We start from the raw sequence: 15,448 nt of genomic DNA on the forward strand, positions 1-15,448 counted from the left end.
CAGCTGCATGGGCAAGTATTTAAGTATGAGCATCAACTATAAATGTACGTTTATGCTTGAAATTGCTCTTTTTCATAGATTGGTACCCATCCGGCAGTAGTAACAAAGATTCGGATGGCAACCACTTGACGGTCTTCTTGAAGGGTGAAATAGTGACGGACATTTTCCGGAACAGAAATGAGATCACCAGGATTTAATTCGACATCAAACCATGTTCCATTCTCCCCTTCAATCGCAAAAATACCGTGCCCGCTGACAATAAAGCGAACTTCATCATCGGAATGATGGTGCTCACGCTTAAAATTGACAAGAAGTTCATCCAGATTCGGGGTTGCTTCCGTTAAAGAAATGACATCTTGTGCTTTGTAGCCGCGGCGGGCAGAAATATCGGAAATTTCTGATCCGAAAGTTTCTAAAATTTGTTCCTTTTCTTCATCAGATAACAAATATTTCTCTTTTAGTTCTTCTGGCAGTTTGGTGATGTCCCATTTTTCAAAAATAACCCCTTGCGAATTTAAAAATGCTTCAACTTCAGTTTCTTTTTCAATTCTCTCATTTGTTGCGTGAAAACGAATTTGTGCCATTTTGCTAGCCTCCTATAATTTATTAGCGGTTAATGATCGCTGTACGAATAACGAATAAGTTTTTTGCCTTGCATATGTCAAAATGATTATTCTTTTAAATGCACTTTTGCTTCTTTTAAATATTGATAACCTTTCTCAGTGACCCATTACGGCTTTTTTTCGCTCTGACGGGTCTTGACAGCCTCTCTCGGTGACGTGCTCCCTCGCTTTTTGACCACCATACGTCATGACCTCTCTTCTCATGACACGTCAACTGTATTTTTGACCCACCAAGCGTCATGGAGGCTCTTTTAAAAAACGATTTTCCAAATTAAGCTTAACATAGTCGGTTTCCAGCCTATTTGGCTAGAACGACACTTCGCAATGACAATAGTTTCAAATGGTATTGAAACAAAAATTCACATGCTTCCAAATATTTTTTCGCGCTGAACGCATCTTCACCCCAGACCGTGATGCCATGGTTTCGGATCAAGACAGCGCCCTTATCAGCTTTGACATGCTCCCTAAACGCCAAAGCCAATCGCGGGATATCAGCATGATTTGGAATTATCGGAATCGTTAACGAAGCGTCGTCCTCCCAGTAGCCAAACGCTTTAATCAGCTCCTGGCCGGTAAAAACGATTTCGCCGCTATCCCCGTAGAGCTCGGAGACAACATTGTTGTCCACTGTATGAACATGCAAGCTGCAGCCAGCATTCGACCGATTGTACACTTCTACATGTAGCAGCGTTTCGGCTGAGGGTTTTAACGAAGTCGGTTCCGCAGGTGTACCGCTCGCATCGACTAATAAAAAATCTTCCGGAGTGTGTTTTCGCTTATCCTTTCCGCTTGCAGTAACAAGAAACGTGATTGGATCCTCCTCTACTTTGATCGAAAGATTTCCACTTGTCCCGGGAAACCAATCCCGCTCGGCCAGCTCCCGCTTAACATCTGCAAGCTCATCCCAGCGCGACTGCAAAAGGCTCATATACCCACCTCCGCTTTCTTTTCCAGAAACTCCATTACATCATGAAAAGTCACAAATTCTTTATGCGGAAAACCCAGTTCACGGCATTTTTCCAAAAGAAAATCTCGTGCGATGACTTGATCGGCCAATTGACTAATCGCTAAATCCGTAACAGAATCGCCTATGACGAGCTTGTAATCTTCCTTGGACGTCAATTTCCGTAACAATGAAGGCTTGCAGCATCCACAGCCATTATCACACTGTTCATCACATTCATGCGGCCAAAGAATTTTAATTGTCTCCCCGCTAAAATCAGCACCATTGCAATAAATTCGCTCAGGCGGAACCAAACCTTCCAATAATGGATAGACAAAAAAATCAATTCCGCCGCTCACGATGAATAGTTCATAGCCATTTCCTTCTGCATACCGGACAAATTCCTGGAAGCCAGATCGAATGCTGGCAGTTTCTTTCAGAAATCGGATGATCTCTTCTTTCAGCGAAGAAGGCAGCAGGGCAAACATCTTGCCCACCCCTTCTTGAACAGAAATTTGCTGGCTTAAAACACCGTCTTTCAACGCAAGCCACTCAGGTGGAGCGAATTTTTTCATAATTGCAATAATGTTGTCATTGTTGGTGATCGTCCCATCAAAATCGCAAAAAATCACGTTCTTTGTCATACCTTCACCTCTTGTACGCCCCAAAGATCAAGGGCCTGTTTTAATTCGGAACAGTTTTCAGCGGCCTCTTGCAAATTTTTCCCTTCAAGGCTTGCGGAAATTGCTGCACGGAAAGCCTTCCCGCCGCCCACTGCACCGCCAGGATGTCCATGGACACCGCCGCCAGCATTGACGATATGGTCAATGCCAAAATCCTGAACTAGCAATGGGACTAAACCGGGATGAATTCCGGCGGAAGGTACCGGAAAGGCCCGATTCAAGCCGTGTTCTCCCTTCGTTGCCACATCCGCAATCCTGATTGTCTTTTTCCTTGGAATCGCTACACTGCCATAAGGAGAAGGGAATAAAATCAGATCCGCCCCAGCATAGCGTAGCAGTTTTCCCAACAACAGGTGATGACTGAAGCCATAAAACGCCGATGAAGTCAACGCCCCGCTTACAGCCGGGTGAGCCATAATTGGCAAGCCTATTTCATCCGCTTCCCGTAATGACTGCAAAACATCCAATCCATAGGCAAATCCATTCAATAGCAGCATGTCTGCGCCAAGTTCTCCTGCCCGCTTCGCTTTTTCCTTTAACTCAAACGTTCTGCCTGTTAGATTCACTGCATAAAGCGTGCGGTGACCGGTTTCAGCAAATACCTCATCAAGAATCTTCCTGCCTGCTCGGATCCTCTCTTCAAACGGTGTCAACGGATTGTCAAACAAGATTTCATCGTCTTTCACAATATCAATACCGCCTAATGCCTGTGCCCGCAATTGATTTTCCAAAAAGGCAAGATCCCGGCCGATCACTCCTTTAAAAATACTCATCAAGAGTGGACGATCGTGCACCCCTAGTTTTGCGCGAATGCCCTCAATCCCAAAGCGGGGACCTGGAAACGCCGCTGCAAGTTCGGCTGAAAATTTCAAATCAAGCAACTTAATTTCTCCATCCAATGAAAGTTTACCAAAGACCGTTGTTAAAATCGCCGGCAAGTCCGAAGAAAAATTAGCAGCTGGATAAGCGATCCGGATCAATCCTTTTGTCAGTTTCTTACCAAAATAAGCGTTTGCCGATTCATCGTCCGCCAGCCGATCGATACGGACGACCGTTCCTTTATGCTTTTTCAACTGTTCTTGTTCAAGATGCGGCAAATCGGTCCAGGAACCAACCGTTAACCCAAGTGCGATTCCCTCTGCTTTCTTTTCCAACTGCCCGTTTGCATCGTGCACCAAATAGGTAGCTGTGATTTGTGACATTTATACTTCCCCCTGCCTTACATAAAACCAAATTTTTCCCAAAAATAAAACCCCTTCAACAAGAAGAGGTTAGACGAAACGCTAGCATCTTCTTATCTCTCAGCGAATGCTGCAAGAATTAGCACCGTGCTTTTAACGAAAAGTCAAAGTCGGTTGCCGGGCTTCATCGGGCTCGTCCCTCCACCTGCTCTTAATAAGAAAAATCTTTTAAGAATCTATTAAATTGTCATAGTTTTTCAGTAAATTCATTTGGATTATGACAGGTTTTTACCATAATGTCAATGAAAAACTAGAAAATATTTAATCCTTTGATTCTTTCAGCTGCTTCGAGTAACCGGCATTCATCTGTTAACAGTCCTACCCGAACATAGCCCTCGCCATATGAACCAAAACCAATTCCCGGCGCCACAGCAACTCCGGATTTTTCAAGCAACAAATCGGCAAATTGCTCAGAAGTATAGCCATCCGGAATTTTTAGCCAGGCAAAAAATGATCCTGCCGGCGCATTCACTTTCCAGCCAATTTCTCTCAATGCGTGGATAAACGCATTTCGGCGCGATTCATAAAGAGCCGTTACTTCATGAACACATTCCTGCGATGATAATAGCGCGGTTACGGCCGCTTCCTGTACCGCACCAAACAGGCTGACATACAAATGATCCTGAAGCAGATTAATCGCTGCAATTACACTTGGATTTCCAACTGCAAAGCCAACGCGCCATCCGGCCATATTATACGTTTTCGATAATGTATAAATTTCAATGCCAATATCCTTTGCCCCATCTGCCTGCAAAAAACTGATCGGTTTTTTTCCATCAAAACCAATCGCACCGTAAGCAAAATCGTGGACAACACAAAGATCATGCCGCTTGGCAAGGGCAACGGTTTCTGCAAAAAATTCCTCCGTCGCAATTGCACCTGTCGGATTATTCGGATAATTCAAGAACATCAGCTTTGCTTTCTCAAGCGCCAGATCCGAAAGTTCACGGTAATCGGGAAGAAAGCCGTTTTCTTCCTTTAGAGCCATCCATTCCATTTTCGCCCCGGCAAGCTCAATCCCCGACCAATAATCCGGATACCCCGGATCGGGAACCAATACCAAATCCCCAGGATTCAGTAAACATTGCGGAATTTCAACCAACCCTGCCTTACCGCCAAAAAGAATCGCAACTTCTGTTTCTGGGTTAATCGTCACGCCATACTCCCGATTATAAAATTCAGCGGTAGCCTGTTTAAAATAAGCAAACCCTTGAAATGGAGAATAGCGATGGTTCACCGGGTTGAGTGCTGCCTGTTGCAATGATTCCACAATATGTGGCGGGGTAGGCTGATCAGGATTTCCCTGACCAAGATTAATAACATCTGTTCCGGAGGCAATGACCTCTTGCACTTTTGCAACAAGTGAGGCAAAAAACTGCTTCGGCAGCCGTTTTAACAGTTCCGATTGCTCAAATTGTTTCATTTTCTCCACCTACTTAAAAAATTCTTGAAATTCTAGTCATCAATCATATATCGTTAAAAGCAAGATGTAAAGATAATTTTTAAAGGGAGGGTTTAGGCATGCCCTTACGTGTTGCCTGTTTGCAAATCGACATTGCTTTTGGCGATCCAAAAGCAAATTTTAAAAATGTGGAAAAACAATTTCAAGCGCTTGAAGCTCATAATCTCGATGTGGTAGTGCTGCCGGAATTATGGACAACGGGTTACGATTTAACCCGGCTTGAGGAAATTGCCGACCGGAACGGAAGCGAATCAATCCATTTTCTTAGCCGACTCGCGAAAACGCATCAGGTGAATATCGTGGGAGGTTCCATTGCAAAGCAAACCGATCAAGGAGTGACCAACACGATGTTTTTCTTTGATCGGACTGGTACCGTTGTCGGCGAATACAGCAAACTTCATCTATTTCAACTGATGGATGAACACTTGTATTTGCAGCATGGCGAAAAAACCGGCCTTTTTCATCTTGAGGGCACGGCAGCAGCCGGTGTGATTTGCTATGACATCCGCTTCCCGGAGTGGATCCGTACCCATACAACCAAGGGTGCAGAAATTTTGTTTGTCGTCGCCGAATGGCCTCTGCCGCGTTTGGCGCACTGGCGCTCGTTGCTGATAGCAAGAGCAATTGAAAACCAATGTTATGTGGTTGCCGCAAACCGCGCAGGCTCTGATCCAAACAATGTCTTTGCCGGCCACTCGCTTGTGATTGATCCATGGGGGGAAATCGTTGCCGAAACAGGTGAAGATCCCGCAGTGCTTAGAGCCGTTATCGATTTGGAATTGGTGCAAAAAGTCAGAAAGCAAATCCCGATTTTCACCGACCGCAAACCGGAGTATTATTCATAGTAACGACCGAAACATGCAGTAAAGTTGAATTCACCACATTGACACTATGAAAATTTTTAAAAAAGCTATTGACAGATTACCAGAAACCTTGCTATCATCGTCATCAAGAAAAGTTACAAGCTTTTGAAAATTTTAAAATCAACTATAATCATTCTCTTATCAAGAGTAGGCTGAGGGAAATGGCCCAATGAAGCCCAGCAACCGACCGTAATACCTTCGTGAGAAGGGGCGCGCCCAATGCGCCAAAACATCCCTGTTTTGCAAGGCACGGTGCTAATTCCACAGAAAGCAATTTGACTTTCTGGCAGATAAGAGGTACGGAGCCTTGTTCTCATGCCTCTTTCTGCGGAAAGAGGCTTTTTATTTTTTCACAAAGGAGACAGAAACGATGACAGTAACGGTAAAACAAGCATATGAACCATTAACAGAATCAACGGCAATTGCTTTGGCAAAAAATCTTGAGCTGTTTCCGCAAGAAACTGAACTTACCTGCAAAGAAATCGGTGATGGAAATCTCAATCTCGTCTTTCATATCATTGATCAACATACCGAAAAAGGAATCATCATCAAACAAGCATTGCCCTATGCAAAGGTAGTGGGAGAATCCTGGCCGCTGACGATCCACCGTGCAAAAATTGAAAGCGACGCCTTAAAAAAGTTTGCTCAGTATGTGCCGCAGCTCGTCCCGGAAATCTATCATACTGATGAAACGCTGGCCATCACGGTCATGGAGGATCTCTCCCGCTTAACGATTGCCCGTAAAGGCTTAATCGACGGTGAAAGCTACCCGCTTATTTCGGAACATATTGGCACCTTTTTAGCGAATACGCTTTTTTATACTTCTGATTTTTACTTAACAGGAAAAGAAAAAAAGAATTTGGTCAAACAATTTTTCAATCCTGAGCTTTGCAACATTACCGAAGACCTTGTGTTCACGGATCCGTTCTTCGATATTGACACAAACGATTTTGAGCCAGAATTGCGGACAGATGTTGAAAAACTATGGAATGACCAGGAACTCAAATTGGAAGCGGCAAAGTTTAAGCATAAATTTTTAACGGAAGCCGATGCCCTGCTGCACGGCGACTTACATACCGGCAGCCTGTTCGCAAGCACGACCGAGACAAAGATTATTGATCCCGAATTTGCAGTTGTCGGGCCATTCGGATTTGATCTTGGCCAATTTATTGCCAACCTACTGCTGAATGCAATTGGGCGTGAAGACAGCCAGGCTGTTTTGTTCAAACATATCAACCGTACATGGACGGTGTTTGAAACGACCTTCCGAAAACTTTGGGAATCTGAAGGAAAAGATCCTTATACAAAGGTTAACGGCTATGTTGATGTTGTTCTGAACAATTTGTTTGAGGATGCCCTCGGATTTGCCGGCTGTGAAATCATCCGCCGCACAATCGGTCTTGCCCATGTAGCTGATTTGGATGGAATTGCGGACAAAGAAAAGAAGTTGGCAGCAAAGAAGCATGCACTACGATTAGGGCGCGCCCTGCTAATTGAACGAATTTCCATTCTCAATACGATCCATATCCAAGAAATTTTTGAAACAACGAAGGAGTGAATACCATGCCGATCACCGAAACAGTCCCCCACTCTGTTGAGTGGAACGAAACTTATATCACTGTACTTGATCAAAGAAAGCTACCGCTCGAGACCATATTTGTCGAGCTGCATTCCATAAAAGATGTATGGGATGCGATTGTTACGTTAAAAGTTCGAGGCGCTCCAGTGATTGGCATAACAGCTGCCTATGGACTTGCATTAGCAGCATCCCGCTACGAAGCCGAGTCGATTGAGGAGTTTCAGCAATTGCTGGAAAAAGATCGGGAGTATTTGGCCAGTTCACGCCCAACCGCTGTAAACTTGTTTTGGGCGCTCAACCGTTTAAGTACTAGTGTCAAAGGAGTCACCTCCGTGAATGAGGCGAAAACCACTCTTATTCACGAAGCGATTTGCATCCAAGTGGAAGATGAAGATACATGCCGGCAAATCGGTGAGCATGGCCTGTCTCTTTTTTCAAGCGGCGATAAGGTATTGACGATTTGCAATGCCGGCTCGATTGCGACCGCCCGCTACGGGACAGCGCTTGCCCCTTTTTATCTGGCAAAAGAACGGAATATTCCGTTAAAGGTTTTTGCATCAGAAACGCGACCAGTACTGCAGGGGGCGCGGCTAACAACATGGGAGCTGCTACAGGCGGGCATCGATGTCACCTTAATTACCGATAATATGGCCGCCCATACGATAAAGGCAAAAGAAATCAGTGCGATTATTGCCGGTGCCGACAGGATTGCCGCAAATGGCGACACCGCCAATAAAATCGGCACCTTCGGCCTCGCTGTTTTAGCCAAGCATTTCGATATTCCTTTCTATGTGGCAGCCCCGCTTTCGACTTTTGACCCTTCCCTGCCAAATGGGGAAGCCATTCCGATTGAGGAGCGTAAAGCGGAAGAAGTGACTAGGTTAAACGGCATACAAATCGCTCCGCCCGACGTTCACGTCTTCAATCCGGCCTTCGATGTCACGCCGAATGAACTCATCACCGCCATTATTACCGAAAAAGGCATTCTGAGAGAAAATTATTCGGAAGAAATTCAGCAATTATTTCGTTAAAAAACAGGAGAGAATTTTTCTCTCCTGTTTTCAATAAAAGACTCTGTTGAAAAATACATGATAAAGTTTTTTAGACTGCTGCAATGTTATTCTGTGCATCCAATGATTGATAAGGAAAATCCAAGTAAGTGGAAAGCTTTTCCTTGACGTGATGGCTCCATTTAGATGTATCAATTCCAGCTTGAGTTAAAATGGCATACGAGTACGTCCACGCTTTCATTTCCACATTCAGTCGGTAAGCCGAGTCGTTCCTCCATAAATCATAATCCAATTCCTGATCCAGATGATCTTTCAGGTGACCAATTTCATGCGCCAATCCATAAAGATCTTCCAACTCCCATTTATATGGTGCTTTTATGATAAAAGTCTCACTATTGAAACTCAGTTTGTCCGAAGTGAAATGCACTCGGCCGCCCAGCGCATTTGCTAGTTCACAAAGCTTACCTAATTGTTCTAGACTCATTTCCATCGCCCTTTCCGTTCAAAAAAAGCATAGTCTATTCTACTTGAATTCCACCGAATTTACAAGCCTTGTTATTGCAAACCGTTGTGAGTGACTACAGATTCCACTTTCATCATTTGCCTAAATTTTTTGAAAAAAAAGTGGATGTTCCGAAAGTTGTGTTATATAATATAAACAAACAATAATATCTGTTATATAATAATATCGAAAGGATGTTAAGCGAATGAACAAAACGGAATCCATTGCACGGAAAATTTTCGGTTGGAGTCTTAATCGCTGGGATCGCTGGTATGATTATGAAAAAGGTATTTTTATCAAGGATGAAGATTTTCAGCCAGAGAAAAACTTACAGCACGCTATGCTCATCGTTGAAAGATTAGAGGAGTTTGGGTATCACTACGATACCGATGGAATTTCAGTGGCAAGTTTTAATCATATACGGGCTAAAGGTGAAACATTGGCACAAGCTATCACAAATGCTGCCTACACCCTTATCGAGCAAAACGCAATGTTCGGCAGCTCCAAACTATGGCGGAAACTTTGCTAAAAAAAGAGAGCACTGGGTAAAGTTCCTAGTGCTCTCTATTCATAATGGAGCGCGTCAATCGGATTTAGTTTAGCAGCCTTATAAGCTGGTACTATCCCAAACACTAAACCAATCATAATCGAAAATAGAAGCGAAACCCATAGAACAGCCATGGAAATAACCGCTTCAATACCAGCAACGGACTTCACGGTGAAAGAACCTGAAATGCCAAGCAAAATGCCGATTAATCCTGCAATAACGGTAATCAATACTGCTTCGGTTAAAAACTGAAAAAGAATATCTCTTCTTTTCGCGCCAAGCGCCTTGCGAATTCCAATTTCCCTCGTCCGTTCTGTAACCGAAACAAGCATAATATTCATAATGCCGATCCCGCCAACCACCAGGGAAATAGCAGCAATTCCGGTAAGCATATACGTCATTAAATTGGAAACTGAGTTCGCCGTATCGAGCATATCCTGCTGATTCAGCAGCTTATAACTATTGGTATCATTGCGGAACAACGCCTTTAACTTTTTATCAAGATTTTTTAAAACCGGTTGAACCATTTTGCTGTTCTGTGCTTGTATAAAAATTGATTTGATCCCTTGGGCGTAAAACGTTCTTTCCGTGGTGCTTGCCGGAAGCAGAACACGATCGTCATCAGAACCGGCAATCGAATTGCCCTTTGGCTTTAATACACCAATTACCCGAAAGGTAACTCCGTTAATTTGAATCGTTTCTCCAATCGGATTTATAAAACCAAAGAAGTTTTGCGCAATGTTGGAACCTAATACCGCCACACGCGTTCGGTAGTCAAAATCAAGCGGTGAAATAAACCTTCCTTTTTTTAACGACAACGCTCTGATAGCTTGATAGCTAGAGTTAATCCCAGAAATTTCAATCCCATCTGCAAGCTTTTCACTTCGCTTAACGGTTGCTGTTTCGCTGATTACCGGCGAGATTGCTTGAATGCCTCTCAATTGGGCAAGATTCATCGTTTCCTCATAGCTTACTGTATTTTTGCTGCCCCGGCCGATGATGTTCACATAAATCAAATTGGTGCCAAGGTTTTGGATTTTCCCTTGAACCTGTTGTTTTGTTCCATTACCAAGCGATACCAAAATAATCACGGAGGAAATGCCGATAACAATTCCAAGCATTGTCAAAAAGGTTCTCAATTTATATGAAATAATGGTCTGAAACGCTGTTTTCACAGCTTCGCGAGCATTCAACCGCACCCCTCCTTCCGTTTTTTTTCGCATTCTTAAAAAAAGCAGCTGGTTTACTTTTGTTTTCCTTGCTTATTGCCACCGCCAAACATTTTCTTTAAAGCATTATTGTTCTTTTTCTTGTTGTTTTTATCAAGGGTGTAGCTTTTCGGAATGACGACTTTTTCTCCTTCCTGAACGCCTGAAACAATTTCAACAAATTGGTCATCGTGAATGCCTGTCTTTACTTTAGTCAGTTGCTGTTTGCCATCAGTTGATTGCACCATTACAAACGGATGACCGTTTTTTTCTTGAATGGCTTCAAGCGGGAGCAAAAGAATATCCTTCTTTTCAGAGGTGGTAATATACGCTTCCCCTGTCATTCCCGGTTTTACATCTGTCACTGTGTTTAATTTGACAGCAACCGAAAAAGTAGACACGCCATTTAGAACTTCCCCGATATTGGAGATAGAAGCAACCACACCCGTTAGCGAAGAAGTTGGCATTGCATTTAAGCGCACTTCTACGTTCTGTCCGTTTTTTATTTTTAGAATATCAAGTTCATCGACAGAAAGGGTCATTTGCATGTTGGTTAAATCGGCCACTTCAACTAGCGGATCTCCTTTCTGAACGGTGTCGCCCGGCTGCACCTTCACATCCACAACCGTCCCCGAAAATGGCGATTTTAAGGAAGGTATTTGTTCATTGGCCTGAAGCTGATTCAGCTTTGCTTTCGCCTGCTGCAGCTGGATTTCTGCTTTGGCCGCTTTATCTTGAAGGCTTTGATCTTTTTCCAAGGTAGCAAGAACGGCTCCCTGCTGAACTTCTGCACCTTGTGTCAGGGAAAGACTGGCTATTTTTCCAGAAGCTTTGGCTTGGACCTCTACTTTGTTGCCGATGCTATCCTGAATAGTAGCCAGAACGGTATTGTCCTGAACATCTTCGCCAATCGCTCCACTTATCTCAAGCACTTTGCCTGATACCGGACTGTTTATACTCCGATTTGCATTGCTTGTGGCAAGATCCCTCTGGGCACTTTCAGCATCAATTTCAGCCGCTTGCACATTGCTTTTTGCATCCAAAATACTTCCACTTAGATCATTTCCTTTAAAGGTAATGAAGTCTTGACCCGCTTTCACTTGTTCCCCAATTTGAGCCTTGACATCTTGAATGGTTTCCGCTGCATCTGCCTTAAATAGTTTCATTTCTGCAGAGCCGACCGTTCCTAGAGCATGTACCTTTTCCTGAATCGACCCTTTTTTGACTTCAACCGTTTTGGCCGGTTGGGAACCTGCACTTGCTGTTGTTTGCTTTTTATTTAAATAAAATGCGGCAACGCCAACAAGCAATACGAGCAAAGTCGTGAGCAAGAGCCATTTTTTCGGTCGTTTTTCCACCGTTACGCCCCTTTCTTGTTCTCAATTTGTTTCGTGATCGCTTTGGTCCATGCCTGTTTTTTCTGATTCAGCACATCTTGGGTAGCGTTTGGATGACTCTTTTTGAAACTTGCCTCGCGTTTTTGCAGCAAATAATCGATTACCTGCTGCTCTGTCTTATTTTTTTCCTGAGCAATCTCAACAATGCTTTTCCCGTTTTTCCGCTCTGCATTAAAGTCCTTCCTGGTCATGTCTAGAAAGTTTACTAGACTGCGGGTTATCCCTTTCTTCTTTTTCTGCTGCTTTGCTTTTTGTTTTTGACCTGTTTGTTTCGTCTGCGCCTGGTTCGGTTTGCTGCTGCTTTGAGTGTTTGAACAACCGAAAACCAGAACTGCAGAGAGAGCAATGACCATGCTGATGACAATGAATTTCCATTTCATCGTTTATACCTCCAAAAATTCATTTTCCAACGAGGAGTATACATCCCGATTGTTTCAGAAATATTTCAACCTAGGCATTACTCATAAAAAAACCTGCTCTATAGGAGAATCGGGCATTCGGGAAGCTAGTAGTGACCGGTTTACACACGATCGACACCTCTTTCGACCTGGTTTTCCCCATTTATTAGTCTGGATAATTAAGTTGTGACAAAAATTCTGATATTATAAAGAAAACTCGCCGATTGGCGAGCCTTTAGCGAAGACAGAGGCATAGTTGCCCTTATGCGTTCAGAATTTATGGATATAAATTAACCAAAAAAGTACGCATCCAGTAAGATGCGCACCTGGTAATATTTTATCCTTTTTTATAACTGTACAATGTTTGAAAACAATCCAAACAAAACGATTTGTGGTGATACAGAACCATTTCATTTTCAGCGAGTTCGTGGCTGCATTTTGTGCATCGGGACTTGCCATCGTGAAAAGGACCAATTGATTGCGCGTTATCCTCTACGAAAGTTTCATTATCCAATTCTTCACCCCAGAGGGTTTTCTTAAATTCCCTGCGCACTTGGTCGAATTTCATTTTATCGCCTCCCCGATTCATACCTATGCACCAGGTCGCTATTCATGCCAATAAACCATTAAAAAATACACGGAGAGCATCCCCGTGTATCGACTCTTTTTAATTTTTGGTTTCTTCAATTTGTTACTCCACTTTTTCAATATAAGGAGTCAAATCTTTAACAATTGAACTCCTAAAACGGTCAATTGAAAGTCTAATCGATCTTGACCAGTTTTAATGTCTTGGAGTTCCCCAATATCTGTCCCAATATTTTCTCCACATTGAAACCTCCTCCATACTCCTTTTCTATTAGGCATCAAATGAAAGTTTCGGTGGAACTTTTATCGTATTTCTCCTTTTTTCAGAATGATAGGAGAAGATGATTCAGATTGTCATTTAAACCATAATTTTGCAAATATCATTTGTAAATTCAACTGGGTCTTCAATCGGCAGCCCCTCAATTAACAATGCCTGATGATAAAGAAGGTTTGTGTAAAGAGCCAGTTTTTCCTTATCTGTTTCAAAAGCAGTTTTCAAGGCATTAAAGACTTCGTGGTTAACATTGATTTCCAAGACGCGATCCGCTTTCACATCTTGGCTGCCTGGCATTGCTTGCAACACTTTTTCCATTTCTAATGAAATTTCACCGTCAGCCGTGATGACAACCGGATGCGACTTAAGCCGTTTGGAAACACGCACATCCTTCACCTTGTCCTTTAAAACATCTTTCATGTACGCAAACAGTTCTTTATGTTCCGTTTCTTCCTCAGCTGACTTGGTATCGTTGTCTGCATCAATTCCTAAATCACCGCTTGAGACCGATTTGAATTCTTTATCTTTGTAATTCATCAACATACGGATCGCAAATTCATCAACATCATCGGTGAAGTATAAAATTTCATAGCCTTTTTCGGCCACCAATTCTGTCTGCGGCAACTTGTCAATTCGCTCAACCGACTCCCCGGCCGCATAATAAATGTATTTTTGCTCGTCCGTCATTCTGGAGACATATTCATCCAGGGTGACAAGCTTTTTCTCTTTTGAAGAATAGAACAGCAGCAGGTCCTGCAATGTTTCTTTATTGGCGCCAAAGTCACTGTACACACCAAATTTCAACTGACGGCCAAACGCTTTGTAAAATGTTTCGTATTTTTCGCGGTCATCTTTTAGCAAGCTGAGCAATTCACTTTTAATCTTCTTATTAATATTTTTGGCAATGAGTTTTAGCTGACGGTCGTGCTGGAGAATCTCCCGTGAAATATTGAGCGATAAATCTTCCGAATCCACCATTCCTTTGACAAAGCTGAAATAGTCCGGAAGCAAATCAGCGCACTTGTCCATGATCAGAACGCCATTGGAGTAGAGCTCGAGCCCTTTTTCAAACTCTTTTGTATAGTAATCAAACGGCATTTTTTCCGGTATAAACAAGATTGCGTTATAGCGAACAGCACCGTCCACGCTGATATGAATGTGTTTTAACGGCTTGTCAAACCCATAGCGCTTTTCCGCATAAAAGTTATGGTAATCCTCGTCGGTCAGTTCTTTTTTGTTTTTCCGCCAAATCGGCACCATGCTGTTGATAACTTCTTCTTCTTTGTATTGCTCGTAATCATTTTCGCTGCCTTCTTTTAACCGGCTTTTCGTCACATCCATTTTGATCGGGTAACGGATGAAATCGGAATATTTTTTAATAATCGCCTTTAAGCGGTATTCCTCCAAATATTCATCAAAGTCTTCCTCTTCGGTGTTTTCTTTGATTTTTAAATGTATCTCCGTACCGGCTTCATCTTTTTCACACGGTTCAATCGTATAACCGTCGGCACCGCTCGATTCCCATTTGTATGCTTCATTGCTGCCAAATGCTTTGCTGATTACGGTCACGACATCCGCCACCATAAAAGCGGAATAAAAGCCGACACCAAACTGACCGATGATATCATAGCCGTCTTTTAATTCTGTTTCTTTTTTAAAAGCAAGGGAACCACTTTTTGCGATCGTTCCAAGGTTTGTTTCAAGTTCTTCTTTCGTCATTCCAATACCTGTATCGGAAATCGTTAAAATGCGTTTTTCTTTGTCAGCTGTTACTTTTATGTAGTAGCTGTTTTGATCAAAATTCACGTTTTCATCTGCTAAGGCCTTATAATAAATTTTATCAATTGCATCACTCGCATTGGAAATTAGCTCGCGCAGAAAGATTTCCTTGTGAGAATAAATTGAATTAATCATCATTTCCAACAGCCTTTTTGATTCGGCTTGAAACTCTTTCACTGCCATGAAACATTCTCCTTTCAATCTCTTTTTTTCTTATAAATTAGCACTCATTGAAGAAGAGTGCTAACATTATTTTAATATCACATCCTATCCTTGATGTCAAATAACTTTTTTCTATATAAAAATGACTTATGGTGCTACTAATTCATGATTTTACTAACAAAAAAAGCTTAC

General features: G+C 42.7%; 15 protein-coding genes and 2 riboswitches. Of the genes, 4 read left to right on the forward strand and 11 right to left on the reverse strand.

The window, feature by feature from the left end; translation table 11 throughout:
- Positions 1–50: 50 nt before the first annotated feature.
- The 5 genes from ACQYAD_RS08805 to ACQYAD_RS08825 form a co-directional block, all read right to left on the reverse strand.
- Positions 51–584: a 1,2-dihydroxy-3-keto-5-methylthiopentene dioxygenase gene (locus ACQYAD_RS08805; RefSeq protein ID WP_430237330.1), complete on the reverse strand. Its 534-nt coding sequence runs from the start codon at positions 582–584 to the stop codon at positions 51–53.
- 337 nt (positions 585–921) lie between these two features.
- Complete coding sequence (locus tag ACQYAD_RS08810; protein WP_430237333.1) at positions 922–1,551, reverse strand: methylthioribulose 1-phosphate dehydratase; 630 nt, start codon at positions 1,549–1,551, stop codon at positions 922–924.
- Entirely contained in the window at positions 1,548–2,210 is a 663-nt protein-coding gene (gene mtnX / locus ACQYAD_RS08815) for a 2-hydroxy-3-keto-5-methylthiopentenyl-1-phosphate phosphatase (RefSeq protein ID WP_430237336.1), read from the reverse strand. Before mtnX ends, ACQYAD_RS08810 begins: the two co-directional genes overlap by 4 nt.
- Positions 2,207–3,451 carry a 2,3-diketo-5-methylthiopentyl-1-phosphate enolase gene (gene mtnW / locus ACQYAD_RS08820; protein WP_430237339.1) on the reverse strand — a complete coding sequence of 415 codons (1,245 nt, stop codon included), beginning with the start codon at positions 3,449–3,451 and terminating at the stop codon, positions 2,207–2,209. The genes mtnX and mtnW overlap by 4 nt, the downstream gene beginning before the upstream one ends.
- A gap of 89 nt (positions 3,452–3,540) precedes the next feature.
- A riboswitch (SAM riboswitch) is annotated at positions 3,541–3,651 on the reverse strand.
- Positions 3,652–3,740: 89 nt separating this feature from the next.
- Entirely contained in the window at positions 3,741–4,913 is a 1,173-nt protein-coding gene (locus tag ACQYAD_RS08825; RefSeq protein WP_430237341.1) for a pyridoxal phosphate-dependent aminotransferase, read from the reverse strand.
- 98 nt (positions 4,914–5,011) lie between these two features.
- Between ACQYAD_RS08825 and ACQYAD_RS08830 the strand changes: the two genes are divergently transcribed.
- The 3 genes from ACQYAD_RS08830 (at position 5,012) to mtnA (ending at position 8,425) form a co-directional block, all read left to right on the forward strand.
- Positions 5,012–5,797 carry a carbon-nitrogen family hydrolase gene (locus ACQYAD_RS08830; RefSeq protein WP_430237344.1) on the forward strand — a complete coding sequence of 262 codons (786 nt, stop codon included), beginning with the start codon at positions 5,012–5,014 and terminating at the stop codon, positions 5,795–5,797.
- 153 nt (positions 5,798–5,950) lie between these two features.
- Positions 5,951–6,112: riboswitch (SAM riboswitch) on the forward strand.
- Between the two features lie 73 nt (positions 6,113–6,185).
- The gene (mtnK, locus tag ACQYAD_RS08835; RefSeq protein WP_430237346.1) at positions 6,186–7,373 is read left to right on the forward strand and encodes an S-methyl-5-thioribose kinase; all 1,188 of its coding nucleotides are present in this window, start codon (positions 6,186–6,188) and stop codon (positions 7,371–7,373) included.
- A gap of 5 nt (positions 7,374–7,378) precedes the next feature.
- Positions 7,379–8,425 (forward strand): S-methyl-5-thioribose-1-phosphate isomerase, encoded by a 1,047-nt coding sequence (mtnA, locus tag ACQYAD_RS08840; RefSeq protein ID WP_430237349.1) that lies wholly within the window; start codon positions 7,379–7,381, stop codon positions 8,423–8,425.
- A gap of 70 nt (positions 8,426–8,495) precedes the next feature.
- Here the strand turns inward: mtnA and ACQYAD_RS08845 are convergent, their stop codons facing one another.
- Positions 8,496–8,888 (reverse strand): hypothetical protein, encoded by a 393-nt coding sequence (locus ACQYAD_RS08845; protein WP_430237352.1) that lies wholly within the window; start codon positions 8,886–8,888, stop codon positions 8,496–8,498.
- A gap of 223 nt (positions 8,889–9,111) precedes the next feature.
- Between ACQYAD_RS08845 and ACQYAD_RS08850 the strand changes: the two genes are divergently transcribed.
- Positions 9,112–9,435 carry a BC1872 family protein gene (locus tag ACQYAD_RS08850; RefSeq protein ID WP_430237355.1) on the forward strand — a complete coding sequence of 108 codons (324 nt, stop codon included), beginning with the start codon at positions 9,112–9,114 and terminating at the stop codon, positions 9,433–9,435.
- Positions 9,436–9,470: 35 nt separating this feature from the next.
- On the opposite strand, the gene ACQYAD_RS08855 is transcribed toward ACQYAD_RS08850, so the two are convergent.
- The 5 genes from ACQYAD_RS08855 to htpG form a co-directional block, all read right to left on the reverse strand.
- Entirely contained in the window at positions 9,471–10,646 is a 1,176-nt protein-coding gene (locus tag ACQYAD_RS08855) for an ABC transporter permease (protein WP_430237357.1), read from the reverse strand.
- Between the two features lie 50 nt (positions 10,647–10,696).
- On the reverse strand, positions 10,697–12,019 hold the full coding sequence (locus ACQYAD_RS08860; protein ID WP_430237360.1) for an efflux RND transporter periplasmic adaptor subunit: 1,323 nt from the start codon (positions 12,017–12,019) through the stop codon (positions 10,697–10,699).
- A gap of 2 nt (positions 12,020–12,021) precedes the next feature.
- On the reverse strand, positions 12,022–12,438 hold the full coding sequence (locus ACQYAD_RS08865; RefSeq protein ID WP_430237362.1) for a hypothetical protein: 417 nt from the start codon (positions 12,436–12,438) through the stop codon (positions 12,022–12,024).
- A 355-nt stretch (positions 12,439–12,793) separates the two neighbouring features.
- On the reverse strand, positions 12,794–13,024 hold the full coding sequence (locus ACQYAD_RS08870; protein WP_430237365.1) for a hypothetical protein: 231 nt from the start codon (positions 13,022–13,024) through the stop codon (positions 12,794–12,796).
- 375 nt (positions 13,025–13,399) lie between these two features.
- Positions 13,400–15,277, reverse strand: a complete 1,878-nt coding sequence (htpG, locus tag ACQYAD_RS08875) for a molecular chaperone HtpG (protein ID WP_430237368.1) — start codon at positions 15,275–15,277, stop codon at positions 13,400–13,402.
- Positions 15,278–15,448 lie beyond the last annotated feature (171 nt).

The sequence above is a fragment of the Neobacillus sp. SM06 genome (genome assembly GCF_050496765.1).
Taxonomy (GTDB): Bacteria; Bacillota; Bacilli; order Bacillales; family Cytobacillaceae; genus JAEVLT01.